Here is a 24036-nt window from a genome sequence, read left to right on the forward strand (position 1 = left end):
CCGGGTGAGCGGCATCGCGCTGCGCACGTTTGAGCGAACGCCTGGTCACGAACGTACCCGTGACCAGGCGAAGTCGTCATCGGGACCCGGTCCGTATGCCGGTGGATGTACTAATTTAACGGCATAAGTCCGGTTCTAGGGAATCGCGTAGTAAGGATCGATCGTGGTGGACGAGAGCACCGTTGCCGGCCTGCCCGGGGCAACCCTGGAGCGGCCGGACGCCCCGCACGTCGGGGGCGGCGTACCAGCTCGGAACCCCAATTTCACCGGCCGTGACGCCATGTTGTCGAGCCTGCACCGCAGCCTCGGCCGGGCCGCCGCGGCGTCGGTGCTGCCGCAGGCGCTGCACGGCCTCGGCGGCGTGGGCAAGACCCAGCTGGCGATCGAGTACGTGTATCGGCACGTCGACGATTACGACCTGATCTGGTGGATCCCGGCCGACGACCCGTCGCGAGTCCGGCGGTCGCTGGCCGACCTCGGCCAACGGCTCGGCCTACCGATTCCCGACGATCCGGATCTGGTGCTCGCGGCGCTGCGGTCGACGGAGCTGAACTGGCTGCTCGTCTACGACAACGCGAACGACCCGGACGACCTGGTGCGGCTCGTGCCGTCCGGCGGGCACGTCCTCGTCACTTCGCGCGACCCGACCTGGTCCGACGTCGGGGACGCGATCGAGGTCGACGTCTTCGACCGCCGCGGAAGTGTCCCGGACACGATCGCGTCCCTGGTCGGACCGCTCGCGTCGCCCGAGATCTACGTGTCCTACAAGTGGGGCGGCGCCGCCGAGGCGGTGGTCGACCGCATGGTCGTCGCGCTGGCCGGCCGCGGCCTTCCGGTGCGGCGCGACAAACATGAGATTCCCTACCGCGGCTCGATCGAGGGATTCATGCGCCTGCTGGGAAAGGCGGAATTCGTCGTCCTCGTTCTCGATGACGCTTATCTGCGGTCGCGCAATTGCATGTTCGAGCTCACCGAAATAGCCGGCCGCGAGAATTTCGCCAAACGATTGTTTCCGATCGTGCTGCCGGACGCCGACATCTTCGACGCGCGCGGCCGCCTGCGCTACGCGAAGTACTGGGAGGAGCGGCGGGCCGAGCTGGCGACCGAGATGCGCGAGGTGCCGCTGGAGTTTCTCCAGGGCATCCGGGAAGACCTCGACCTGTACGCCAAGATCGGCAGTACCGTCGGCCGCATCACCGACGTCCTGCGGGACATGAACACGCTGACCGAGGCGCAGCACTCCGAGGGTGACTTCGCCGCGCTGATCCGGGCCATCCGCGAGGAGCACGCGCGCCGGTAAAGCCGGTAGAGCCGATCGGGCCGGCCGCGCGAGTGCGGCCGGCCCGATGCAAACGAGTCAGAAGGCCAGTCGCGCGACCCGGCCCTGCTCGCCCGAGGCCCAGCAGGCGCCGTCGCGGGCGCAGAGGACCGCGTCGAAGCTGCCGGTGTCGAAGCGCTTCCAGTCGCGGCCGCCGTTCCAGGAGATGTCGCTGCCGGTCGGGCCGACCGCGAGCGCGACGGGGCCGTGGCCGAGCCAGGCCGCGCCCGAGCGGTACTCGCCCGGGACCGTGCGGGCGACCGTCCAGGTGCGGCCGCGAAGGTAGGCGGCGCCGGCCGGGGCGACGGTGGGGGCGGCGAAGTCGCCGCCGACGGCCAGGCCGTGGGTGCGGTCGCGGTACGCCAGGCTGTAGATGCCGGCGCTGGGCCCGCTCGGGATCGGGGTCGAGACCGCCGACCACGTGCGCCCGCGGTCGGACGACGTGAAGACGCGGGACGACGCGCCGCCGCCGGTGGCGAAGAACGCGCGGCCCTGCGACGACACCAGGCACGTGCCGCTCGCGGCGAACGCGAACTCGCCGTCCAGGGCCGCCGGCATGCCGGCCGGCGACGTCACCCGCCAGCTGCGGCCGCCGTCGGACGTCGCCAGGATGCGGAACTTGCCGTCGACCGGGTCGGAGAGCGCCAGCCCGTGCCGGGCGTCGAGGAACGTCATGCAGTCGTAGAAGGCGTTCGCGTCGTCGTTCACGAACGCCGACGTCCAGCTGCGGCCGCCGTCGGCCGTGCGGTAGATGCGGGAGTCGGCGCCGTTCCCGATCGTGAGCGCCACCGCCGTACGCGCGTCGAAGGCCTCGATGTCGCGGAACTGGAGGGCCGCCGCGTCGGCGGGACCGACCGACGCCCAGGAGCGGCCGCCGTCGACTGTGCGCAAGATGGTGCCCGACGAGCCGGCCACCCAGGCGACCTTGGCGCTGACCGGGGCGAGCCCGCGGAACCGGGCGGTCGTGGAGGTGTCGGAGAGCTTCCAGTGCGGGCCGCCGTGGCCGGTGAAGCCGGCGGTGGCGGCGATGACCGCCACGCCGGCCAGTGCGATAGACAACTTTCGTTGAAGCGTCATCCGGCGAAGCTACCGCTAACGATCGAGGAGGGCACGCAGCCGTACGGTGTCGTGGTCCGTCCACCCCGGCGGCGAGGCGACCGCGGCCCAGCCGTCGACCGTCCCCGACTTGTAGGTGTGGCCGTGCCCGATCGGCACCTTGTTGGCGAAGATCAGATCGGTCGTGGTCTGCCAGAACGTGATCAGCGGGTACCAGTGCATGGACGGCGTCACGTCCGGCCCGCGTTTGCCGCGCAGCCAGTCCGGGCGGTGCCAGAGCAGGCTCGGGTTCCACCAGACGACCGGGTCGGACGAGTTCTGCATGTAGACGACCTTGGGCGGCGGCCCGGTGAGCGATCGCAGCTGGGTCGCGTCGTTGGCGAACTCCACCGGCAGCGCGGGATACGACGGGTCCCAGACCGTGCTGCCCGCCGCCCGCTGCTCGGTGAGCCGCTGGTGGATCGGGTTCGCGAAGGTCGGGCCCTCGAGCAGGATCCCGTCGGCGCCGGCCACCATCTTCTCCGCGGTGCCGAAGGTCTTCTCGGTCCCGTACGTCCCCAGGCTCTCCCCGAAGATGAGCAGTTTCGGCCGGGACGGCTCCGGCATCGCCGCCCACCGGTCGTGCACGGCCGTGATCAGCGCCGACGCCGCGTCCACGACCTTGCCCCGGTCGACCATGAACGAGATCCAGCTGGGCAGGTACGAGTACTGCATCGAGACCAGCGCCGTGTCGCCGCCGTACATGTACTCCAGGGAGTCGGTGACGTCGCTGTCGACCCAGCCGGTGCCGGTCGGCGTGAGGACCGCGACCACCGCCCGGTCGAACGCCCCGGTGCGCTCCATCTCCCGTACGACCAGGTCGGCTCGCTTTTGAATGTCATCGGCCGAGGCGAGACCGGCGTAGAGGCGGATCGGCTCGATCGAGGGCCGCCCGGTGAAGGCGGTGATCTGCTGCCGGGTCGGCGCCTTGGCCACGAAGTTGCGGCCCTGCCGGCCCAGCGAGTCCCAGCCGACCATCGAGCCCGGACCGCCCGAGCGCAGGTCGGTGAGCGGGCGGACCACGCCGTGCCCGGTGCCGCTGTCGGTGACCGCGGCCGACCGGTCGGCCGTCGTGTAGAGGTTGTCGAACAGCAGGCCGTCGGCCGCGCCATAGCTGAGCATGGTGACCACCACGAAGCCGGCGCAGTAGGCCGCCGACTCGGGCACCACCCGGCCGAGCACGCGGGCCACCCCGTAGGCGGCGAACCGCAGCAGCCGGGCGGTGAGCAGCAGCAGGCCGAAGGTGAGCAGGCTGATCCCCACGGTGCGCAGGGCGTCGTACTCCTGCTGGGGTTCCATGTTCAGGCGGACGCGCAGGTCACGCTGCCAGCGGACGCCGAGCCACAGGAAGATCACGATGAGGACCGGCACCAGCGCGAACAGCAGGCGCCAGGCGATCAGCTCGGCCCGCCGCGACGGCCACCAGCGCAGCCGCACGACCGCGCCGATGGCGGTGCCGACCGCGTACCCGATCGCGGCGGTCAGCCCGGCGACCACGCCCTGGAGAAACCACGGCCGGGGGAGCAGGGACGGGGTGAAGGAGAGGCAGTAGAAGACGGCGGACAGGCCGAAGCCGGTGACGCTGAGACCGCAGCGGATCACCCGGCGGCGCGGGACCACCGACCGGGGGGCCGGTGCGTTCTCGGGACTGCGCCGCGGGGCAGGGAGCCAACTGCGCCACGGCGCGGATTTCTCCGGTAGCGCCGTCACCACCGACCTGCGCATACACGCCCCCTGCCGTTCGATGGAAGAACCGGCTCCCTCATCTTCGGCCACTACCGCCTCAAGCGCACCATGCCAAAACCGCCTATACGCGACATCGCGCGCATCGATGGGGGATGTTCCAGGGGACTTCCCTAGGGAAAAACCGTTCAGCCCGGTGCCCGCTTGCCGATGACAACGGCGAGGAGGGTGAGCGATGCGGCTACGCAACTGGACTGCCGTGCTGGTCAGCGTGTTGCTGCTGGCCGCGGCCGGCACCATCGGCATCTTGGTGAACAGGTCGGCGCTACGTGCGGCCGACGCGGTTCACCGTGCCGACTCGCAGGCACTGGCCGTCAACAATGGCACGCTCACCCGGCAGCTCAAGCTGCTGTCGGCGAGCGAGCTCGCCGACTTCACCGGCGAGCACGTGCTGCACCTGGGTAAGAACAGCGCCGGCGACCGGCTGGCGCTCAACACCCTGGTCGCCAAGAGCACGACCTTCGCGTACGGCGCCCTGCTCACCGACCTGGACGGCAACGTGCTCACCGCGAGCCGCAGCGACGGGCTGCCCTCGGCGACCGACGCCGCGTGGGCGCCGATGCGGGCCGAGCTCGCGGCCGGCCAGCCCGGGTTCTCGGCGGTCATGACCGTGGACGGCGTCATCCTCGAGGCGGTCGCCGTGCCGATCGTGGTCGGCGGGTCGCCGGCCGGCATCCTGATCGGCCTCGACGCGATCGCCTCCACGTCCCTCCAGCAGTACCTGCTGACCCTCAAGGACTCCACCCACAGCACCAGCGTGGTCGACGCGACCGGCACGATCGGCGCCACCGACGTCGCGGCCAAGGTCGGCACCAAGGTCGACCCGGCGATCCGGGCGGTGCTGGGCAGCGCCCCGCGGTCCGGGATGTTCGTCGAGTACACCGCCGACGACAAGCTGATGATCGCGACCGTGGTCGGCGGGCTGCCCGGCGGCTGGGCGTACGTGCGGGTGCAGACCAAGTCCTCGTTCGACGGCGCCGTGCACACCAAGAGCCAGACGCTGAACCTGACGCTGCTGGCGATCATGCTGATCGGCGTGGTCGCGATCTCGATCCTCGGCTACCGCACGATGGTCCAGCGCCGCCGCAACGACGAGCGGTTCCAGGCCCTGTTCCAGCACGCTCCCGACCTGGTGACGGTGCTCGACGCCCAGGGGCGGATCGCCTACTCGAGCCCGAGCGCGGCCAGCGTCCTCGGCTTCGAGGCCGGCCAGCTGGTCGGCACCACCGTCTTCGACATCGTGCACCCGGACGACCGGCCGTACATGATCCACCACTTCTCGGCGCTGGTCGCCGAGCGGGACGCGGTGGTGCGCCTGCAGTGCCGGGTGCGACCGGCCGCCGGCGAGTGGCGCTGGTTCGAGTTCACGGCGTCCAACCAGATGCACAACCCGGCGCTGACCGGCGTGGTCATCAACGCCCGGGACATCTCCCAGACCCGCGCCTTCCAGGAGCAGCTCGCCCACGACGCGGCGCACGACGCGCTGACCGGCCTGCCCAACCGCCGGCGGATGCAGGACGCGCTGGACGCGTCGCTGCGCGACGACGCGGTGGCGGTGCTCTTCGTCGACCTCGACGGCTTCAAGCCGGTCAACGACGCGCACGGCCACGAGGCCGGGGACGAGCTGTTGCGCCAGGTGTCGCATCGGCTGAGCTCGTGCGTACGCGAGCACGACGTCCTCGCCCGGGTCGGCGGCGACGAGTTCGTCGTCCTCATGCCCGGCGTGTTCGACGAGACCGACACCGCGGCGATGTGCGCCCGCATCCGGGCGGCGATCGAGACCCCGTTCCGGATCGACGGCCACGACGTGGTGATCGGCGCGAGCGTCGGCGTGCACCTGGCGCCGCACTCGTGCGACCCGGACGAGGCGCTCCGGGCGGCCGACCACGCGATGTACACGATCAAGAAGTCCCGCACGTCGGTCGTCGCCGCCGAGCCGGCCCGGACCGGGAGGCACCGCGCCGAGCCCTGAGACGGCACACTGGAGGTCCTGCCCCTCGACGAACGGCGGTGCCCCCGGTGTCCCGGATCCTGTCCCGGCGCGACCTCGACTTCCTTCTCTACGAGTGGCTCGACGTCGAGGCGCTGACCGCCCGGGAGCGCTACGCCGAGCACTCGCGCGAGACCTTCGACGCGTTCCTCGACCTCTCCGCGCAGATCGCCGAGCGCGACTTCGCCCCGCACAACCGGCGCAACGACCTCGCCGAGCCGTCGTTCGACGGCGAGACCGCGCACGTCATCCCCGAGGTGGGCGCGGCGCTCAAGGTGTTCGCCGAGGCCGGGCTGATCTCGGCGACCCTCGACGAGGAGCTGGGCGGCATGCAGCTGCCGGGGGTCGTGGCCCGGGCCTGCTTCATGTGGTTCCAGGCGGCGAACATCGCCACCTCGTCCTATCCGATGCTGACCATCGGGAACGCTCACCTGCTGCTCACCTACGGCACGCCGGAGCAGATCGAGACGTACGTGAAACCGATGCTCGCGGGCCGTTTCACCGGCACCATGTGCCTCTCCGAACCGCAGGCCGGCTCCTCGCTGAGCGACGTGCTGACCCGGGCCGTGCGGCAGGACGACGGCAGCTACCGGGTCAGCGGCAGCAAGATGTGGATCTCCGGCGGCGACCACGACATCAGCGAGACGATCGTGCACCTGGTGCTGGCCCGGGTCCCGGGGGCTGAAAATGGGGTGAAGGGCCTGTCGCTGTTCGTCGTGCCCAAGCACCACATCGCGGCGGACGGCACGGTCGGCGAGCGCAACGGGGTGAAGCTGGCCGGCCTCAACCACAAGATGGGCTACCGGGGCACGACCAACGCGGTGCTCTCGTTCGAGGAGGCGACCGGCTACCTGGTCGGTGAGGAGGGCAAGGGCCTCGCCTACATGTTCCACATGATGAACGAGGCGCGGATCGGGGTGGGCTCGGGCGCGGTGGCGCTGGGCTACACCGGCTACCTGCACGCGCTGGACTACGCCCGGGAGCGGCTCCAGGGGCGGCCGGTGTCGGCGAAGGATCCGGCCGCGCCACCGGTGCCGATCATCGAGCACCCCGACGTCCGCCGGATGCTGATCGCGTCGAAGGCGTACGTGGAAGGCGGTCTCGCTCTCGTGCTCTTCGCGGCGAAGCTGCTGGACGAGCCCTCGCCCGAGAACGCCCTGCTCCTCGACGTGCTGACGCCGATCGTGAAGGCCTGGCCGTCGCAGTGGTGCCGGCTCGCCGACGACCACGCGATCCAGATCTACGGCGGGTACGGCTACACCCGGGAGTACCCGGTCGAGCAGTTCTACCGGGACAACCGGCTCAACTCGATCCACGAGGGCACCGACGGCATCCAGGCGCTCGACCTGCTCGGCCGCAAGGTGGTCATGAAGGACGGCGCCGGGCTCGCCTTGTTGCTCGACCGGATCCGTTCCTCCGCGGAGAAAGCCCCGGAGGATCTTGGAGCGCCGGTGCTGGCCGCCGCGGATCGCCTGGCCGCCACCACCGCGAAGGTGTGGGCCGGGGGAGACCCGACGGTCGCGCTGGCCAACGCCTCCGCCTACCTGGACGCGGCCGGCCACCTGGTGATCGCGTGGCTCTGGCTCGAGCAGCTGGCCGCCGCGGGGGACAAATCGGGTGCCTTCTATGACGGCAAGCGGATCACGGCGAGGTACTTCATCACGCACGAGCTGCCGCGTACCGGACCGCTGTTCGATCTGCTGGACTCCCGGGACACCTTGATGGTCGATCTCCAGGACGCCTGGTTGGGTTAGGTTGAGCCCATGGCTTCTCCGGCGACCGTGGTCGAGGTCGGTGACCACGAGGTCCGCGTCTCCAACCCCGGGCGGATCTACTTCCCCGACCTCGGGCTGACCAAGATCGATTTGGTCGGCTACTACCTGTCGGTGGGCGACGGCATCGTCCGGGCGCTCCGCGAGCGGCCGTGCATGCTGCACCGCTTCCCGGACGGGCTGGCCGGCGAGAAGGTCCACCAGAAGCGGGTACCGCACGGCGCCCCGCCCTGGCTCGAGACGGTCCGGATCAAGTTCCCCCGCTACAACCGGACCGCCGACGAGCTGTGCGTGACCAAGCTGGCCGACGTGATCTGGGCGGTGCAGATGTCGACGGTCGAGTTCCACCCGTGGAACTCGCGCCGCGCCGACACCGAGAAGCCGGACGAGTGGCGCATCGACCTCGACCCGATGCCGGACTGCCCGTTCGACCGGGTGCGGGTCGTGGCCGGGGTGGCCCGCGAGGTGCTCGACGAGCTCGGCATCACCGGCTATCCGAAGACGTCGGGCGGCCGGGGACTGCACATCTACGTGCGCATCCGGCCCGAGTGGGGCTTCTCCGAGGTACGCCGGGCCGCGCTCGCCTTCGCCCGCGAGGTGGAGCGGCGCGCGCCCGACGACGTCACCACCACCTGGTGGCGCAAGGACCGCGACCCGGAGAAGCTGTTCGTCGACTACAACCAGAACGCGCGCGACCACACCATCGCCAGCGCGTACTCGGTGCGCGGCGTGCCGGCCGGGACGGTCTCCACCCCGATCGCCTGGGACGAGATCGCGGATGTGGACCCGCGCGACTTCACGATCAAGACGGTTCCCGAGCGCTTCGCCCGGCTCGGCGATCTGCACGCGACCATCGACGACGACGCGTTCTCGCTGGAGACGTTGCTCGAGTGGGCCGACCGGGACGGCCTGGAACTTTCCGAGGAGGATGCGTGAGGCTCGAGCTGCAGAAGACCGGCGGCAACACGACCGGCTTCCAGATCCCGGACGACTTCGTGACGGCCCTCGGCGGCGGTGGCCGGCCCAAGGTCGTGGCGACGGTGAACGGCTTCAGCTTCCAGTCGTCGATCGCCAAGATGGGCGGCAGCTACTGGCTGGGCGTCAGCGCCGCGCGCCGGGCCGAGGGTGGGTTGAGCGGCGGCGAGACGTACGACCTCGCCATCGAGCTGGACACCGCGCCGCGGGTGATCGAGGTGCCGGACGACCTGCGCGCCGCCCTCGACGCCGCGCCCGCCGCGGGCGCGGCCTGGTCGAAGCTCTCGTACTCGCACCAGCGCCAGCACGTCGAGGCGATCACCGCGGCCAAGGCTCCGGAGACCCGGGCCCGGCGCATCGAGAAGGCGATCGCTCAGCTCGGCCGGTAGGCGATCGCCGGGTCGAGCAGCCGCACCCACCCCGGGCGCCAGGCGCGGGCCCGGGCCTCCATCTCCTCCTGGAGGTTGGTGCGCCACGGGCCCGAGACGCCGTCGTCGTCCCACCACTCGGGCCACGAGTCGTAGCGCCGCTCGATGCGCATGCCGCGGGCGGTCGTCTCCACCCGCAGGAACAGCCACCGGCCGTACCGGGGGTCGGCCTCGGCCTCTCGCAGCCGCCGCACCAGGTCGTTGAGCTCGTGGAACGCGTGGTGGCGCCGCTCGTCGGGGCGGTCGGCCGGCGGCCGGTCGCCGGACTGCACGCTCATGCTGGTGGCGTCGGCGTAGGCGAGCACCGTGCAGTGCCCGTCGCCGGCCGGGGCCCGGTCCCGCATCCACTCGGCCAGCGTCTCGAGATCGTCGGTGGCCGGGGGAGCGGGCCGGCGCAGCTCGTCGGCGTCGTGCATGGCCGCCCAGACCAGCCGGTCGTGCTCGCCGCTGCTGAGCCGGCGGACCCGGCGCATCGGCGGCCGCTCGCCGGGCTCGATCCGCGGCGGGCGGGTGCCGGCCGTGACGCCGCCCCGGCCGGCCGCGAACAGGGCGGCCCGCAGGTCGAGCGCCGGGTCGGTGAGCCGGCCGAGCAGCCGCTGGAACGCCCCGGCGTCCACCTCGCCGCGCACGGCCGCGGCCAGCAGCTTCTCGGCCGCCTCGCGCACGTCGTCGCGCTCGGCCGGGGTCGTCAGCTCGTGCTGCCCCCACTCCTCGACGATGTCGGCCAGCTCACGCAGCGTGTTCTCGTTGCTGAGCACGGCGCCGACCGTGTCGACCAGGCCGTCGCCCATGGTGTCCGAGTAGCGCGCCCGCGACCAGCGGCCCTCGGCGTGCCAGACGACGAAGCCGAGCCGGTCGGCCTCGGCCAGCGTGGTCAGGTCGTCCCAGGGCAGCCAGGCGGGGGCGCCGGTGAGCAGGTCGATCGGCGGGTCGGCGGAGGCGGTCGCGCTGTGATCGCGGTCATAGCCGAAGAGGACGGCCCGGGCGCCGTCGAGCAGCGCGAGGCGGGCCCAGCTGCCGCCGTGGTCGTCGTGGTGGGCGCCGCGGTCGTCGACGAACCACACGTCGGCGTAGCCGATGCCGGTCAGCGTGGCGGCCAGGGTCGCCCAGCGGGTCCACAGCAACCCGGGCGCGGGGAGGTCCACGTCGGTCAGCATCCGTCCACTGTGCCAAATGCGGGCGCCCCGATGTCACCCGGCTTGCCCGATGCGAAGGTTGCAGCTCGGTGGTAGCGAGCAGATCTTGGTAAGGCGCCGGGGTGGCCGGGCGAAGGGACATGTGGCTCTTCCCCCGACACGGAAACGGATCATGCTTACCCACGCCCTCGGCTGCACCGGCGCCGCGCTGTCCATGTCCCTCTCCTGGCCCCAGGTCTACAAGTCCTGCGTTCAGCGCCGCACCAGCGGGCTGTCGGCCACGGCAACCGCGCTCGGGGTGGCCCTCCCGCTCGGCTGGATCACCTACGGCCTGCTCAGCGGCGAGCGGATCCAGATCGTGACGAACGTGGTCACCGGCGCGGCGGGCCTGGCGATCATGGTGGCGCTGCTCGCGACGCAGCCGGCCCTGCGGTCCCGGCGGCAGCTGGGGACCAGCGCGGGCCCGGCGGCCGGCCTCCTCGCGGTGCTTGTTCTGAGCGTTCTGCTGGCGGCCCTTCCGTCCGTACGCGGTGCGCAGGTCGCGCCCCTTCTCGGCCTCGTGCTGGCCGGCGTCTCGGTGCTCTCCGCCATCCCCCAGCCGCTGACCCTGCTGCGGGACCGCAAGCAGGACCTCTCCGGCCTCTCCCCGCTGCGCTGGCGCCTGGGTGCCGGGGCGGCCGCCTCCTGGCTCTGCTACGGCGTCGCCACCGGTCAGGCCGGCGTCTTCGTCTCGGCCTCGGTCGGCCTGGCCAGCTCCCTGATCGTCTGTGCCGTGCTGTTCCTGCGCAGCGAGCCGTCCGCGGACACGATCGACCACGGAGCGGCCCGCTGGCGCGACGGTGTCACCACCCGCAACCTGGCGATGGCCGGGATCTAAGACCTCAGCAGCTGCCGTTGCAGGCCAGCACCTTCAGCCGATCGAGCGACCCGTTCCACTGGTTCGAGTCGCCGGCGAACGGGCCCGACGACGAGTACTGCCAGAACGACCACGTGGGCGCCCCGGCCGGCAACGTGCCCGGGGCGCTCGCGTAGCGCGCCAGCCAGAGCGGCGAGTTCGCCCAGAACCCGCTGTAGTTGCCGGTGCAGGTGGTCCACCAGTCGGTGGTCGTGTAGATGACCGCCCAGCGGCCGGTCCGGTCGTGGTAGCGGTTCAGGAAGCCCGAGATCCAGGAGCGCATGCTCGCCTGCGACAGGCCGTAACAGGTCGCGCCGTACGGGTTGTACTCGATGTCGAGCGCGCCCGGCAGCGTCTTCCCGTCCTTCGACCAGCCGCCGCCGTGCGCGACGAAGTAGTCGGCCTGGGCCGAGGCGCTCGCGCCGTTCGGGATCGCGAAGTGGTACGACCCGCGGATCATGCCCACGTTGTACGACCCGTTGTACTGCTGCGCGAAATAGGCGTTGGTGTAGTAGTTGCCCTCGGTCGCCTTGATGTAGGCGAACCGCGAGCCGGCGCTCCACTGCGCCGCCCAGTTGACGTTGCCCTGGTGGCTCGAGACGTCCTGGCCGTACGTGACGGTGGCGGCCTGCGCGGGGGCGGCGATGACCGGGCCCGCGAGCAGAGCCGCCACGAAGACGATTGCGGTTTTTGTGCGGAATCTCATGACTGAACCTCCGTTCAGGAAGCATTCAGCCATAGAGGATCATAGATATCAAGTGTTGCGCCGGAAGCCCTCGTTGGTGGGTTTCCAGTCGGCGCTGTCCCGCGTGTCAGCGGTGCGGCCGACCATCGATGCGACGGTGATGAGCAGGAAGAAGACTGCGATTCCGAGTGCCATGAGGAAGAGTCTTCTCGCCCTCATCCATGGTCGACAGTGGCAGAGATGCCACACATCTTCAAAATCCTGCCAACCGGCCGTATGCTGCGTCACATGCTTCGCAACGTCGCCGTGATCGCCCTTCCCCAGGTGGCGGTCTTCGAGCTCGGGGTGCTCTGCGAGCTGTTCGGCTACGACCGGACGGCCGAAGGGCTGCCGGGCTACGACTTCGCGGTCTGCTCGCTCGGCGCGCGCCCGGTGCCGACCCACGCCGGCTTCACCATCACGCCCGCGGCCGATCTCGCCCGGGTCGAGGACGCCGATCTGGTCGCCGTGGCGCCCTACTACCAGACCGGCTATGCCGTGGCGCCCGAGGTGATCGGCGCGCTGCGGCGGGCGCACGAGCGCGGCGCGTGGGTGATGAGCGTGTGCACCGGCGCGTTCGCCCTCGGCGAGGCCGGCCTGCTCGACGGGCGGCGCTGCACGACGCACTGGCTGCACACCGACGAACTGGCCCGGCGCTATCCGGCGGCCAAGGTCGATCCCGGCGTCCTCTACGTGCAGGACGGCAAGATCCTGACCAGCGCGGGCACGGCCGCCAGCGTCGATGCGGGCCTTCATCTCGTACGCCAGGAGCACGGCACCGCGATCGCGACCATGCTCGCCCGGCGGATGGTCGTTCCGCCGCACCGCGACGGCGGCCAGGCCCAGTTCATCGAGACCCCGGTGCAGTCCGTCGAGTGCGAGACCCTGCAACCCGTGCTCACGCTCGTGCTGGAGTCGCTCGACCGGCCGCACACCGTCGACACCATGGCCGAGCTCGCCCACATGGCGCCGCGCACGTTCGCCCGCCGGTTCCGCAGCGAGACCGGCGTGACCCCGCACGACTGGCTCACCAACCAGCGCCTGCTGCTGGCCCGCCGCCTGCTGGAGGACTCCGACCTCGGCATCGACACCATCGCCGAGCGGTCCGGCTTCGGCAGCGCCGCGACCCTGCGCCACCACTTCGCCCAGCGGCTGAGCACGACCCCGCAGGCGTACCGCGGGACGTTCCGGTCACAGCCGGTGTGAGGCCGTCGCCGGGTGGGCAGAATCCGGGTCATGACCGTCTTCGTGCTCTTCGGCGCCACCGGCGACCTCGCCGCCCGGATGGTTCTGCCGGCGTTCTGGACCCTGCACACCGAGGGCCTGCTCCCGAAGGACTGGATCCTGGTCGGCAACGGCCGGGGCGACGTCTCGCACGAGAACTTCCGGTCCCGCGTGCGGGACACCCTCGACGCGCCCAAGCCCGGGCCGTGGCGCGACTTCGCCAAGCGGCTGCGGTTCGCGGGCGGCGGCTTCAACACCGACTCGCCGGGCAGCCTGCTCGACGTCATCGACGAGGCGCGCGCCGAGGTCGGCAAGGACGCCCAGCTCGTGCACTACCTCGCGATCCCGCCGGTGGCGTTCCCCGAGATCACCAAGGCGCTCGCCACGCACGGGCTCGCGAAGGGGTCCCGGGTCGTCTACGAGAAGCCGTTCGGCACCTCGCCGTCGGGGTTCCGGACGCTCAACCGCCAGGTGCACGCGGTGCTCGACGAGACGCAGGTCTACCGGATCGACCACTTCCTGGGCAAGGAGGCGACCCAGCAGCTGCACGCGATGCGCTTCGCCGACGAGGCGGTCGCCGCGATCTGGAGCCGGGAGCACGTGGAGAGCGTGCAGATCGACGTGCCCGAGACGCTCGACGTGGCCAACCGGGCCGAGTTCTACGACGCCACCGGCGCGGTGCTGGACATGCTGGTCACGCACCTCTTCCAGGTGGCCGCCGAGGTGGCCATGGAACCGCCGGCGTCGCTGGCCGCGGCCGATCTCCAGGCGGCGCGGGAGACCGTGATCCGTCGTTTCCGCCCGATCGATCCCGGCGAGGCGGTCCTCGGCCAGTTCGCCGGGTACAAGGACATCAAGGGCGTCAAACCGGGTTCCCGTACGGATACCTTCGTCGCGGCGAAACTGTGGATCGACTCTCCGCGCTGGCGGGGTGTGCCGTTCCTGCTGCGGACGGGCAAGCGGATGGCGGCGAGCGAGCAGCGGGTGAGCCTGGTGCTGCGCACTCCCGCGAAACCGTTCCCGAAGCTCCCGCCGCAGGCCAACGTGCTGTCCTTCTCGCTCGCCGGGGACGGCGAGGTCGACCTGTCGCTGCTGGCCAAGAAGCCGGGCATCGCCGAGAACCTGGAACCGGCCTCGGTGGCCCTCCCGCTGGCGCAGCTGCCGGACGCGGATCCGCTTCCGCCGTACGCCCGCTTGATCCACGACGTGCTCGAGGGTGACCGCGCGCTCTTCACCCGCCCGGACGGCTTGTCGGCCGCCTGGAAGGCGGTCCGCCCCCTGCTCGACACGCCGCCGCGCCCGATCACCTACCAGCCCGGCTCCTGGGGACCGCCGAAGGCCGGCAAGCTGGCGGCGCCGCACCGGTGGCTGCTCGGCCAATGACCCGCACCCCGGCCGCGGCTCGGGCGCTCACCGACGAGTTCACCGAGGCCGAGCGGCAGACCATCCTCGAGGCGCTCACGCTGCTCGACCGGCTGGCCGGCCGATGACGGTCGCCATCGAGGCGCGCACGTTCGACCGCCGGCTGATCGTCCCGCTCGTGCTGGGCGCGATCCTCAACCCGGTCAACTCGTCGATGCTCGCGGTGGCGCTGGTCCCGATCGCGATCACGTTCCACGCCGTGCCGGCCCAGACCGCGTGGCTCGTCTCCGGGCTCTACCTGGCCACCGCCACCGGGCAACCGGTCGTCGGCCGGCTCATCGACCGCTACGGCGCCCGCACGCTCTACCTGGCCGGCACGGCGCTGGTCGGCGTCGCCGGGGTGATCGGGGCGTACGCGCCCTCGCTCGGTGTCCTGATCCTCTCCCGGGTGCTGCTCGGGCTCGGCACCTGCGCCGGCTATCCGGCCGCGATGTACCTGATCCGCCGGTCCGGCGTCGAGAAGCCGGGCGGCCTGCTCGCCGCGCTCTCGGTCTCGGCCCAGACCGTCGTGGTGATCGGCCCGACCATGGGCGGCCTGCTCATCGGCGCGGCCGGCTGGCGGGCGCTGTTCGCGGTGAACATCCCGCTCGCGGTGGCCTGCCTGGTGCTCGGCGCGATCCTGCTGCCGCGGTCGGAGCCCGCCTCGTTCGAGCACCGGCTCGACTACCTGGGCATCGGGCTGTTCGGGGGCACGCTCACGGCCCTGATGCTGTTCCTGATGAGCCCGTCGATCGGCCTCGCCTGGCTGCTGCCGCTCGCGGTCGCGCTCGGGGCCGGTTTCGTGCGGCGCGAGCTGCGCTACGCCGATCCGTTCCTCGACCTGCGGGTCTTCGGGGGCAACGGGCCGCTCGTCGCGACCTACGGCCGGGCGCTGCTGGCGCAGACGGTGGCGTACGCGTACCTCTACGGCTTCACCCAGTGGCTCGAGGCCGGCCGCGGCCTCAGCGCCTCGCACGCCGGCCTGATCCTGCTGCCGATGTCGCTGGTCGCGATCGGCGTCTCGGCCCTGACCGGCCGGCGGGCCGCGTTCCGGGGCAAGCTGCTGGTCGGCGCGATCAGCCAGGTGATCGCCTGCGCGCTGATGCTGACCCTGAACTCGGCCAGCGCGATCTGGATTCCGGTCGTCATCTCGATCGTCTTCGGCCTGCCGCAGGGTCTGAACAGCCTCGCCAACCAGAACGCGGTGTACTTCCAGGCCGACGGCTCGCGGATGGGCGCCGCCGCCGGGCTGCTGCGGACCTTCTCGTACCTCGGTGCGCTGGTCTCCTCGGCCGCCACCGGCACCTTCTTCGCCCACGGCGCCGACACGGCCGGCCTGCACGACCTCGCCGTCTTCCTGATCGTCGTGGCGACGCTCCTGCTCGCCCTCGTTCTCGCCGACCGGTCGCTGCGCCGGGTCGGCACCCCGGCGAACGGCGACCCTCCGGACCGCGCTGGTCGCGATCGACCGGTTTAGCGCCGGAGCATCGCGTCGCGGACCTCGGCCAGCCAGGCGATCGCGAGGCTGAGGCCCTCGTCGGCCAGGGCCGCGTCCGGGTCGTTGCGGACCTCCGTCGCGCACGCCTCGATGCGGCGGGTCAGGTCGGCGTGCAGGAGCGGGTCGTCGATCGGGGCCGACCGTGGCTCGCGGGGGCGGCGTGCCCACTTCAGCACGGCGCCCGCCGCCTCGCCCACGAGCAGGGCGCCGGTCAGCGTGAGGGCCAGCGTCAGCGGCGCGGCCGGATCGTCGACCAGCAGCAGCACGGCCACGACGAAGACGACCATCGCGACGCCGCCCACCGCGGCCGGCGCGACGTCGACGGCCCGCGGCGCCACCGCGCCGTAGTGCCGGGCGGCCAGGGCGACCTCGTGCCGGGCCTGCCCGAACCGCGCGAAGCCCACCCGGTCGGGCCGCTCGGCCGTCCAGTCCCGGCACTGCGCGTCGAGCGTCACGGTGTGCATCCGCTGCGACAGCTTCCCGAGCCGGAAGCTCAGGCGGCCCTCGAAGATGTCGTCGTCGTCGCTCATCCGGCCTGCCTCGCCTCGGGCCGGTAGGCGCCGATCTCCACGAAGTCGATGGCCTGGCAGAGCAGCAGATCGGCGTGGCTGATGTAGCCCACCGACGGGTCGAACCGCGCCAGCAGGGCCAGGTGCCCCACCCGCCAGCGCCGGGACGGCACCTGCCGCAGCGCGCACGAGACCAGCCGCACCCGCGCCCGCAGCAGCACGTCGACCACCGGCTCCTCGTCGCCCGCGTGCGCGCTTGTGGCGTGACCGCCGGCGCCGCCTGCGTGCCGGGCGGCCCGCATCCGCCGGTGGTTCAGCGTCCGGGTCAGCCACCGGTTGGTCATCCCGGTCGGCACGACCGACGCGATCACCGCCGCGACGGCCACCACGATCACCCAGGCGCCGGCGAAGCCGATCGCCCGGGCCGCCGCCGCGGCCGCCCAGACCAGCGGGAACGCGATGACCGCGCCGACCAGGGCCCGGGTCCACGTGGACACCCCGCCCGCCGCCGACACCAGCACTTCGTCCAGGCTCCGGAGCCGCACGCACGCCGACTCCACCCAGTACGGCGCGTCGACGGCCGCCTTGTCCCGCTCGATCCGCTCGAGCCCGTCGGCCACCAGCGCCCGTACGGCCCGAAGCTCCGCACACACCTGCCGCCGTGACATGTGCCCGAGGGTGTCACCTCAGCGCAACGTTTCGATCACGTTGAGCAGCTCCTCGACCGTGCTCGCGGTCGCCTCGCCGGCCGGCCGTTCGACCAGCACGACCGGTATCCCGAGCGCCCGGGCCGCGTCGAGCTTGGCCGTCGCGCCGCCGCTGTCCTTGCTGACCAGCACGTCGATCCGGTGGTCCCGCACGATCCGGATTTCACCGTCGAGAGTGAACGGCCCCCGGTCGAGCAGCACCTCGAGGTTCCTCGGCATCGGCGCCGCCGGCGGCTCGACCGACCGCGCCAGGAACCAGCAGTCATCGAGGTGCGCGAAGGCGCCGATGCCCTGACGCCCGGTGGTGAGGAAGACCCGCCGCCCGATCTGCGGAACCAGTGCGGCCGCGGCCTCGAGATCGGGCACCCGCCGCCAGTCGTCCCCGGGTCGCTCGGCCCACCCCGGCCGCCGCAGCACCAGCAGCGGAACCCCGGCGGCTTCGGCGGCGACGGCGGCGCTGGCGCTGATCCGCGCGGCGAACGGGTGGGTGGCGTCGACGAGGAGGTCGATCCGCCGTTCCCGGAGGAAGCCCGCGAGCCCGTCCGCCCCGCCGAACCCGCCGATGCGCACCTCGCCGGGCGGCCGCAGGGGAGAGGAGGTCCGCCCGGCCAGCGAGGTGATCACGAGGTGGTCGACGGCGAGCGCGGCGGCCAACCCTCGCGCTTCGGTGGTGCCCCCGAGGATGAGAACGGTCAGGTGCGGCATCGGGCGGCGGAATACAGGTGGCTGTCGGGGAACTGGCCGGCGGTCAGGGCCCGGCCCACGACGATGACCGCCGTTCGCCGGATTCCGGCCGCCTTCACCTGGGCGGCTATGTCGGCGAGGGTGCCGCGGAGGATCTGCTCGTCGTCCCGGCTCGCGCGGGCCACCACGGCGACCGGGCAGTCCGGGCCATAGGCGGGGAGCAGCTCGTCGACGACGGCGTCGATGCGCTGGACGGCCAGGTGCAGGACCATCGTCGCGCGGCTGGCGGCCAGCGTGGTCAGGTCCTCGCCCGCGGGCATGGCGGTCGCCCGCTCGGCGGTGCGGGTCAGGATCACGGTCTGGGCCACGCCGGGGACGGTCAGCTCGCGGGCCAGCGACGCGGCGGCGGCGGCGAAGGCGGGCACGCCGGGGACGACCTGGTACGCGACGCCGGCCGCATCGAGGCGGCGCATCTGCTCGGCGATCGCGCTGAACACCGACGGGTCGCCGGAGTGCAGGCGGGCCACGTCCAGGCCGGCCCGGTCGGCGGCCACCAGCTCGGCCTCGATCTCGTCGAGGGTCAGGCCGGAGGTGTCGACCAGGCGGCAGCCGGGCGGGCACGACTCGAGCAGCTCGGCCGGGACCAGGCTGCCCGCGTAGAGGCAGACCGGCGACGACGCGATCAGGCGCTGGCCGCGGACCGTAATCAGGTCGGCGGCGCCGGGGCCCGCACCGATGAAATGGACCGTCATTTCGTCACCGACCAGATGGTCACCGGCATCATCGTCCTCCACCCCGTGAAGCCGCCGACCGGCGAGCCGCGGCTCACCGTGAGGCGGGTCAGCGAACCGCCGAGCCTGGCGTGGGCCGCCGCGACCACGGCCTCGGACTCGACGGTCACCGCGTTCGCCACCAGCCGGCCGCCGGGGCGCAGCGCGGCCAGGCCCGCGTCGAGCACGCCGTCGCCGGTGAGGCCGCCGCCGATGAAGACCACGTCGGGGACGGGGAGGCCGGCGAGCGCGGCGGGCGCCCGTCCCTCGATCACCCGCAGGCCGGGCACGCCGAGATTCGCGGCATTCGCCCGAATGGAGACGGCGCGCGCCGGGGACGACTCGATCGTCACCGCCCGGCACGACGGGTGACTGCGCATCCACTCGATCCCGATGCTGCCCGAGCCCCCGCCCACGTCCCAGAGCAGGGCGCCGGGCGCCGGGGCGAGCAGGGCGAGGGTCACGGCGCGTACCTCCCGCTTGGTGAGCTGCCCATCCGTCTCGTACGCCTCATCCGGCAGTCCCGGCACGACCGAGGTGGCCGGCCCCGCCCCGCACTCGACGGCGATCACGTTGAGCGGGTCGACGTCGGCCGCCCACGTCTCGGCCGTCGCCGAGATCGCGCTCTCGTCCGGCCCGCCGAGCCGCCCGAGCACCGTGAGCCGGGCCGGCCCGAAGCCGGCCTCGACCAGCAGCGAGGCCACCGCGGCCGGCGTGTCCGCGTCGCGGGAGAGCACGAGCAGCCGCCGGCCCGGGTTCAGGTAACGGCGCAGCACCGCGGGCGGGTCGGTGACCAGGCTGATCACGTCGGTGGTGGCGAGCGGCCAGCCCATCCGGGCGGCGGCCAGCGATGCCGAGGACGGGTGGGGCAGCACGCGTACGCGATCGGCTCCCCGCAACCGCACGAGCGTCGCGCCGATCCCGTGGAACATCGGGTCGCCGCTGGCCAGGACGCAGACGACCGACCCGCGATGGTCGTCGAGCAGGCCCGGAAGCGCCGGCAGCAGCGGCGACGGCCAGGCGATCCGCTCGCCCGGAACCGCATCGGGGAGGAGGTCGAGCTGACGGCCGCTCCCGAGGATGATGCCGGCCCGCTGGAGCGCGGCCATCGCCGTACGGGAAAGGTCGGACCACCCGCCGGCGCCGATGCCGACCACCGTGACCAGGTCGGGTTCGTCGGCTCGCACAGCGAGACGCTATCGCGGAGGTCCGCGCCGAGATTTTCCGGATCCGGTTGAGCGATGACCGTGCCGGTTGCGTATCTCCACCCGACGGCTCCCCGAGACCGGGTCGTCACGCCGGCCGCAGGGGGTGGCCGGCGCCGCAGGACGACTGCTGGGCGGGTGAAGGACGATGGCGCAAGGACCGCCGATGTTCCAGACCTCTCGTGAGCAACGCTATCCGCAGGACGACGACGCTCAGTTCTTCGCCGACCTGCGGGCGATGCCGGACGAGGACGACTCGTGGGACGCGCCGCCCCAGCGCGACACCTACGACATGCCTCCGGTCGAGCAGCACTCCCGGTACGACGAGGACGTGCGAGAGGCGCGCCATTCGCGGTTGTCGGACCCGCGGATGCCGTCGCCCGTCGACCCCTGGGACGGTGACCGGGACGACCGGGCCGCCGACGCGCGGGCCGTGCCCGAGATCGACGATCGACGCACCCCGACCTGGGACAGCTACATCGACGACGGGAACGCTCAGCCCGGCTTCACTCAGCCCGCCGTCGACGACCCCTACCGCCGCAGCGACATCCTGGTCGAGTCGCAGACCGACCCCACCGGCTGGAAGGCCGCCGGCCCGGCCCAGCCCCCGATCCCGGACGACCGGCCCCCGGCCGAGGCCGTCTCCGGCAACCGCCTGCTCGTCGTCCTGCTGTTCTTCTCGGGGCTGGCCACCAGCCTCTCGCTCTGGCTGTTCGACACCCAGGCCGGCGCGGTCAACGACACCGCCACGCTGATGCTCGCGGCCGGCCGCATCACCGGGCTCATCGGCGGCTACGTGCTCTTCATCCAGCTGCTGATGATGAGCCGGGTCTCCTGGCTCGAGGAGTGGGTCGGCGCGCGCGACCTGCTGCGCTGGCACCGCTGGCTGGGCACGTCGCTGGTGGTCTCGGTGCTCGCCCACATCGTGTTCATCGTCTACGGGTACGCGATGACCGCCGACACCGGCGTGGTCGACCAGGGCTGGACGATCATCACGACGTTCCCGGACATGCTCAAGGCGGTGGCCGCCACGATCATCCTGGTGGTGATCAGCCTGATCTCGATCCGGGCGGCTCGCGCGAAGCTCCCGTACGAACTGTGGCATCTGATCCATCTGACCGGATACCTGGTCCTGCTCCTCGGCTACGGTCACCAGGTCGCGAGCGGCGCCGACCTGAGCGGGAAGTTCGCCTCGGTGTTCTGGCCGGCGCTGACCGCCCTGGTCATCTCGGCGCTGGTCTGGGGCCGGCTGGTCGAGCCGCTGTGGCTCAACGTCCGGCACCGCTTCGAGGTCGCCGAGGTCGTCTCCGAGGGCGCCAACACGTTCTCGATCTACATCGACGGCAAGAAGCTGGAGAAGCTGCCCGCGCAGGCCGGCCAGTTCATGCGGTGGCGCTTCCTGACCCGCAACGGCTGGTGGCAGTCGCACCCGTTCTCGCTGTCGGCGGCGCCCAACTCGGAGTGGCTGCGGCTGACCGTGACCGCGGTCGGCGGGCACACGCTGCGGCTGGGCCAGATGAAGCCGGGGACGCCGGTCTGGGCCGAGGGACCGTTCGGGGTCTTCACGGCCCAGCGGCGTACGCGTCGACGTGCGCTCTTGATCGCCGGCGGCAGTGGCATCGCGCCCATCCGCGCCCTGCTCGAGGACATGCCGCCGGACACCATCGTGATCTACCGGGCGTCCCGGCCGGACGAGCTGGTGTTCCGGGGCGAGCTCGAGGAGCTGGCCGAGCGGCGGGACGCCTGGGTCCGCTACATCGTGGGGTCGCGCAACGATCCCGGGCCGAAGCGGCTGTTCACGCCGAACGGGCTGCTCGGCCTGGTGCCGGATGTCTCGCGTCGTGATGTTTACCTGTGCGGGCCGCCCGGGCTGGTCGAGGCGGCCGTCACCACGTTGCGCGAGCTGGACGTTCCGGACAGCCAGCTGCACCTGGACCCCTTCGAGTTCTGACCCCGCCCGCACCTCGATCCCCCTCCCCGACATTTTCGACATTTCCGTTTTCGGAGGAGAAATGCGACGTAGTACCGCAGCGGCGGTTGGCACGCTGACCGGCGCCGCCCTGATCGTCGGGGTGCGCCTGAGCGTCCAGCCGCCGGCGGCGCCCCCCGCCGCACAATCCCCGGTCGACCTCGTCGACAGCACGCCGTCCGCCACCAAGAAGCCGTCCTCGGCGGCGAAGAAGCCCGCGGACGGCAAGAAGACCACGGCGCCGGCGGCGAACAAGAGCGGCCTCAAGGACGGCGTCTTCAAGGGCAAGGGCGCGACCAACCCGTACGGCACCGTCCAGGTCTCCATCAAGATCGAGGACGGGAAGATCACCGCGGTCGAGGCGACGTACCCGACCGCCGGCAACAGCGCCACGATCAACCCGGTCGCCATCCCCAAGCTGAAGCAGGAGACCCTCCAGGCCCAGAGCGCGAAGGTCGCCGCGGTCTCCGGCGCCACCTACACGAGCGCGTCCTACCAGGAGTCGTTGCAGGCGGCGTTGGACTCGGCCAAGGCGTAGGGTTCCTGTTCGTGCGCCACGTCGAACAGGTCATGGGTACGGCGGTCAGCATCGAGCTGGTCGACGACCGGCCCGCCGCCTCGCTCCGCGGCCTGATCGACGACGTGTGCCGGTGGCTGCACGAGGTCGACGCGCGCTTCTCCACGTACAAGGACGACAGCGAGGTCATGCGGATGCGCCGCGGCGAGCTCACCGCGGCGACCTGCTCCGACGATCTTCGCCACGTGCTGGACGCCTGCGCGGACCTCTGGCGGGACACCGACGGCTACTTCGACGCGTACGCGAAGGGGCCGCTCGACCCGTCGGGCTACGTGAAGGGCTGGTCGGTCGAGGTCGCCTCGGCCCGGCTCGCCGACGCCGGGTGCGTCAACCACTACATCAATGCCGGCGGCGACATCCGGATGCGCGGCCTGCACCCGGACGGCGTGCCCTGGCGGGTCGGCATCCGGCACCCGTGGGAGGCCGACAAGGTCAGCTGGGTGCTGGCGATGACCGACGGCGCGATCGCCACCTCGGGCACCTACGAGCGGGGCGACCACGTGATCAACCCGCGCACCGGGCAGCCGGCCCGGGGTTTGCGGTCGGTCACGGTGGTGGGGCCCGATCTGGCGCTGGCCGACGCGTACGCGACCGCCGCCCTGGCGATGGGCGAACCCGGCCTGACCTGGCTCGCCAAGCTCGCCACCGACGGTTACGAGTCGGCCGTGGTGACCGACGACGGCCGGGCGTTCAGCTCGGCCCATCTGCCCGCCGCCGTTTAGGCGTCCCGCCACGCCTTGAGTCTCTGCGCCGCCTTCGCGCCGAGCGTGACCGTGTCCGCCTGCTCGGCCGAGCACGACTCCCACCCGACGTTGCTGACGAACGTGATCGCGTCGCCGACCCGCACGGCCGCCCAGAACACGCTCTGCAGCGACCCGTCGTCGAGCGGGTTCCCGGTCTCGTCGGTGGCCGGCCGGGTCTGCTCGACCACCACCGAGTCGTCGCCCGCCGCGAACGATCCGTGCAGGTGGTTGCGCAGCTCGGTGCCGCCGTCGTGCTGCGACTTGCACCCGGTCACGCAGGTGCGCAGCCCCTCCATGAACGCCGCGGCGCCGTCCGCCCGGTAGACCAGGATCTCCTGGAACACCTCCGCCTTGGGCGTCGCCTCGGGCGGCGCCCCCGCGCTCGAGAAGAAGTAGCGCAGCGTGGCGCGCGCGTCGATCCGGTCGCTCTGCTCGAAGCTGGCGCCGCAGAAGACGGGCAGCGGCCGGGCGCCGTCGCTCAGCCGCTTGGGCTTCCCCTTCAGCACACCAGGCATGTCGGCGCCCCGCAGGAACGCCGTGTCCGGAATCGCATTCGTCATCGTCAACCTCCCCCGAAGTCGGCACTATGACGAATTCTCACCCCTCGCGGGTCCTTTGTGGCGCCAATCCGACTTCTGCTTCTGTTCGCGCCCGGTTCACCGGCCTAGGCTCG

23 protein-coding genes are annotated in these 24036 nt (G+C 71.9%); 12 read left to right on the forward strand and 11 right to left on the reverse strand.

Annotation, left to right across the window (positions count from 1 at the left end; translation table 11 throughout):
- Positions 1-163: 163 nt before the first annotated feature.
- Entirely contained in the window at positions 164-1300 is a 1137-nt protein-coding gene (locus ACZ6TB_RS17090; RefSeq protein ID WP_465555323.1) for a toll/interleukin-1 receptor domain-containing protein, read from the forward strand.
- 57 nt (positions 1301-1357) lie between these two features.
- On the opposite strand, the gene ACZ6TB_RS17095 is transcribed toward ACZ6TB_RS17090, so the two are convergent.
- Together ACZ6TB_RS17095 and ACZ6TB_RS17100 are read right to left on the reverse strand one after the other, a co-directional pair.
- Positions 1358-2395 carry a WD40/YVTN/BNR-like repeat-containing protein gene (locus ACZ6TB_RS17095; RefSeq protein ID WP_465555325.1) on the reverse strand — a complete coding sequence of 346 codons (1038 nt, stop codon included), beginning with the start codon at positions 2393-2395 and terminating at the stop codon, positions 1358-1360.
- Between the two features lie 15 nt (positions 2396-2410).
- The gene (locus tag ACZ6TB_RS17100) at positions 2411-4015 is read right to left on the reverse strand and encodes an alpha/beta hydrolase (protein ID WP_465555327.1); all 1605 of its coding nucleotides are present in this window, start codon (positions 4013-4015) and stop codon (positions 2411-2413) included.
- A gap of 316 nt (positions 4016-4331) precedes the next feature.
- Between ACZ6TB_RS17100 and ACZ6TB_RS17105 the strand changes: the two genes are divergently transcribed.
- The 4 genes from ACZ6TB_RS17105 to ACZ6TB_RS17120 are packed head-to-tail and all read left to right on the forward strand — an operon-like array spanning position 4332 to position 9282.
- Entirely contained in the window at positions 4332-6128 is a 1797-nt protein-coding gene (locus tag ACZ6TB_RS17105) for a diguanylate cyclase domain-containing protein (protein ID WP_465555329.1), read from the forward strand.
- A gap of 47 nt (positions 6129-6175) precedes the next feature.
- Positions 6176-7900, forward strand: coding sequence for an acyl-CoA dehydrogenase (locus ACZ6TB_RS17110; protein WP_465555331.1), 1725 nt, complete (start codon positions 6176-6178; stop codon positions 7898-7900).
- Between the two features lie 9 nt (positions 7901-7909).
- Positions 7910-8854, forward strand: a complete 945-nt coding sequence (gene ligD / locus ACZ6TB_RS17115; protein WP_465555333.1) for a non-homologous end-joining DNA ligase — start codon at positions 7910-7912, stop codon at positions 8852-8854.
- Positions 8851-9282 (forward strand): YdeI/OmpD-associated family protein, encoded by a 432-nt coding sequence (locus tag ACZ6TB_RS17120; RefSeq protein ID WP_465555335.1) that lies wholly within the window; start codon positions 8851-8853, stop codon positions 9280-9282. The genes ligD and ACZ6TB_RS17120 overlap by 4 nt, the downstream gene beginning before the upstream one ends.
- On the opposite strand, the gene ACZ6TB_RS17125 is transcribed toward ACZ6TB_RS17120, so the two are convergent.
- A complete protein-coding gene (locus tag ACZ6TB_RS17125) occupies positions 9267-10478 on the reverse strand; it encodes a hypothetical protein (protein ID WP_465555337.1) in 1212 nt (403 codons plus the stop codon). The two genes, ACZ6TB_RS17120 and ACZ6TB_RS17125, sit on opposite strands and share 16 nt — an antisense overlap.
- 151 nt (positions 10479-10629) lie before the next feature.
- On the opposite strand from ACZ6TB_RS17125, the gene ACZ6TB_RS17130 reads away from it, so the two are divergent.
- Positions 10630-11334 carry a SemiSWEET transporter gene (locus ACZ6TB_RS17130; protein WP_465555339.1) on the forward strand — a complete coding sequence of 235 codons (705 nt, stop codon included), beginning with the start codon at positions 10630-10632 and terminating at the stop codon, positions 11332-11334.
- Between the two features lie 4 nt (positions 11335-11338).
- Here ACZ6TB_RS17130 and ACZ6TB_RS17135 read toward each other — a convergent pair whose 3' ends face one another.
- Positions 11339-12058, reverse strand: a complete 720-nt coding sequence (locus ACZ6TB_RS17135; RefSeq protein WP_465555341.1) for a lysozyme — start codon at positions 12056-12058, stop codon at positions 11339-11341.
- 48 nt (positions 12059-12106) lie between these two features.
- On the reverse strand, positions 12107-12232 hold the full coding sequence (locus ACZ6TB_RS17140; protein ID WP_465555343.1) for a hypothetical protein: 126 nt from the start codon (positions 12230-12232) through the stop codon (positions 12107-12109).
- Between the two features lie 93 nt (positions 12233-12325).
- On the opposite strand from ACZ6TB_RS17140, the gene ACZ6TB_RS17145 reads away from it, so the two are divergent.
- The 3 genes from ACZ6TB_RS17145 (at position 12326) to ACZ6TB_RS17155 (ending at position 16178) form a co-directional block, all read left to right on the forward strand.
- Complete coding sequence (locus ACZ6TB_RS17145; protein WP_465555345.1) at positions 12326-13282, forward strand: GlxA family transcriptional regulator; 957 nt, start codon at positions 12326-12328, stop codon at positions 13280-13282.
- Positions 13283-13312: 30 nt separating this feature from the next.
- The gene (locus ACZ6TB_RS17150) at positions 13313-14683 is read left to right on the forward strand and encodes a glucose-6-phosphate dehydrogenase (protein ID WP_465555347.1); all 1371 of its coding nucleotides are present in this window, start codon (positions 13313-13315) and stop codon (positions 14681-14683) included.
- A gap of 103 nt (positions 14684-14786) precedes the next feature.
- Positions 14787-16178 carry an MFS transporter gene (locus ACZ6TB_RS17155; RefSeq protein WP_465555349.1) on the forward strand — a complete coding sequence of 464 codons (1392 nt, stop codon included), beginning with the start codon at positions 14787-14789 and terminating at the stop codon, positions 16176-16178.
- Here the strand turns inward: ACZ6TB_RS17155 and ACZ6TB_RS17160 are convergent.
- The 5 genes from ACZ6TB_RS17160 to cbiE are packed head-to-tail and all read right to left on the reverse strand — an operon-like array spanning position 16175 to position 20056.
- Entirely contained in the window at positions 16175-16729 is a 555-nt protein-coding gene (locus ACZ6TB_RS17160) for a hypothetical protein (RefSeq protein WP_465555351.1), read from the reverse strand. The genes ACZ6TB_RS17155 and ACZ6TB_RS17160 overlap by 4 nt on opposite strands.
- Positions 16726-17376, reverse strand: a complete 651-nt coding sequence (locus ACZ6TB_RS17165; protein ID WP_465555353.1) for a hypothetical protein — start codon at positions 17374-17376, stop codon at positions 16726-16728. The genes ACZ6TB_RS17160 and ACZ6TB_RS17165 overlap by 4 nt, the downstream gene beginning before the upstream one ends.
- A gap of 18 nt (positions 17377-17394) precedes the next feature.
- Positions 17395-18120, reverse strand: coding sequence for a cobalt-precorrin-6A reductase (locus tag ACZ6TB_RS17170; RefSeq protein ID WP_465555355.1), 726 nt, complete (start codon positions 18118-18120; stop codon positions 17395-17397).
- Positions 18108-18851 carry a precorrin-4 C(11)-methyltransferase gene (gene cobM, locus ACZ6TB_RS17175; protein ID WP_465555357.1) on the reverse strand — a complete coding sequence of 248 codons (744 nt, stop codon included), beginning with the start codon at positions 18849-18851 and terminating at the stop codon, positions 18108-18110. Before cobM ends, ACZ6TB_RS17170 begins: the two co-directional genes overlap by 13 nt.
- The gene (gene cbiE, locus ACZ6TB_RS17180; protein WP_465555359.1) at positions 18848-20056 is read right to left on the reverse strand and encodes a precorrin-6y C5,15-methyltransferase (decarboxylating) subunit CbiE; all 1209 of its coding nucleotides are present in this window, start codon (positions 20054-20056) and stop codon (positions 18848-18850) included. The genes cobM and cbiE overlap by 4 nt, the downstream gene beginning before the upstream one ends.
- Before the next feature lie 184 nt (positions 20057-20240).
- On the opposite strand from cbiE, the gene ACZ6TB_RS17185 reads away from it, so the two are divergent.
- The 3 genes from ACZ6TB_RS17185 (at position 20241) to ACZ6TB_RS17195 (ending at position 23342) form a co-directional block, all read left to right on the forward strand.
- Positions 20241-22025 (forward strand): ferredoxin reductase family protein, encoded by a 1785-nt coding sequence (locus tag ACZ6TB_RS17185; protein WP_465555361.1) that lies wholly within the window; start codon positions 20241-20243, stop codon positions 22023-22025.
- Between the two features lie 61 nt (positions 22026-22086).
- The gene (locus tag ACZ6TB_RS17190) at positions 22087-22581 is read left to right on the forward strand and encodes an FMN-binding protein (RefSeq protein ID WP_465555363.1); all 495 of its coding nucleotides are present in this window, start codon (positions 22087-22089) and stop codon (positions 22579-22581) included.
- 32 nt (positions 22582-22613) lie between these two features.
- On the forward strand, positions 22614-23342 hold the full coding sequence (locus ACZ6TB_RS17195; RefSeq protein ID WP_465555572.1) for an FAD:protein FMN transferase: 729 nt from the start codon (positions 22614-22616) through the stop codon (positions 23340-23342).
- Here ACZ6TB_RS17195 and ACZ6TB_RS17200 read toward each other — a convergent pair.
- Positions 23339-23923: a hypothetical protein gene (locus ACZ6TB_RS17200; protein ID WP_465555365.1), complete on the reverse strand. Its 585-nt coding sequence runs from the start codon at positions 23921-23923 to the stop codon at positions 23339-23341. The genes ACZ6TB_RS17195 and ACZ6TB_RS17200 overlap by 4 nt on opposite strands.
- Positions 23924-24036: the final 113 nt, after the last annotated feature.

The organism is Actinoplanes sp. NPDC051537 (assembly GCF_055586105.1).